The sequence below is a fragment of the Pseudoroseomonas cervicalis ATCC 49957 genome (assembly GCF_000164635.1).
GTDB classification, from domain to species: domain Bacteria; phylum Pseudomonadota; class Alphaproteobacteria; order Acetobacterales; family Acetobacteraceae; genus Pseudoroseomonas; species Pseudoroseomonas cervicalis.
In genome coordinates this window covers 1-501 of record NZ_GG771272.1, presented here as the reverse complement: position 1 = coordinate 501, position 501 = coordinate 1, and the positions used below count along the sequence as shown (strand labels likewise).

Sequence of the window (501 nt, the reverse complement as noted above, 5' to 3'; positions counted from 1 at the left end):
GATCACCGTCTCGATCTCGCCGGTGTCGCGCGGATTGTCGAAGCTCACCTCCAGCACATGCCGGCTGCCCGGCCGCAGCGCGGCCAACGGCAGGGCGGCCTGGCCCAGCTCCCGCCAGGGAACGCCTTTCATCACCCGCAACACCAGCGTCTCGGCCCGCGGCACCGCCTTGCGCATCAGCTCCCTGGCGCCCCGCATCACCCTGGGCAACAGCGCCCCGGCGCGCGGCGCCACTGGCGGGGTGGGGTTCGGGTCCTGCGCCGGGGCGGCGGGCAGCGCCTCCACCAGCAGTTCGGCGCGCAGCGTCCAGCGCCCGGCGGGGATGCGCACATAGGGGCCGAACAGCAGTGTCGGCGGCGCCTCCTCCAGGCGCAGCCGCAGCGCCTCGCCCTCCGGCTGCATCGGGTGCTTGGAGCGCAGCAGCCCAGGGTCGATGGTGAAGTCGCGCTCCTGGCTGACGAAGAGGTCGTGGAAATAGCGGCCGCTCGGCGTGCCGGGCCT

General features: G+C 73.9%; 1 protein-coding gene. It reads right to left on the bottom strand.

What is annotated here, in order from left to right:
• Nucleotides 1-501 (bottom strand): hypothetical protein (locus tag HMPREF0731_RS22955; RefSeq protein WP_007006677.1); only part of this gene is annotated, 501 nt, incomplete at both ends.